We start from the raw sequence: 231 nt of genomic DNA, 5'->3' as shown, positions 1-231 counted from the left end.
CTCTTCGCCACCCTGCTGGCCTGCGCCGCGCTGGCTGGCTGCGCCGACCACAAGCTCAGCGAACAGTCGCTGGCCAAGGCGCAGAGCGAGTTCGACCAGGTCAAGGAAGATTCCGACGTGCTCCGCGCGGCGCCCAAGGATGTGATCCGCGCCGGCGAATCGCTGGCCCGCGCCGAACGCCTGTCCAGCTACTGGGGCAGCAGCAGCGACGTGATCCAGTATGCCTACCTG

1 protein-coding gene is annotated in these 231 nt (G+C 68.0%); it reads left to right on the top strand.

Translation table 11 applies throughout. The annotated features are described in order from the left end of the window. Positions 1-231, top strand: a 231-nt coding sequence (locus tag ACLJNW_RS29050) for a DUF4398 domain-containing protein (RefSeq protein ID WP_410962145.1), incomplete at both ends; no start/stop codon positions are given.

The sequence above is a fragment of the Salmonella sp. SAL4457 genome (assembly GCF_046548235.1).
Classification (GTDB): domain Bacteria; phylum Pseudomonadota; class Gammaproteobacteria; order Enterobacterales; family Enterobacteriaceae; genus Salmonella; species Salmonella enterica.
This window is presented reverse-complemented; position numbering and strand designations above follow the sequence as displayed.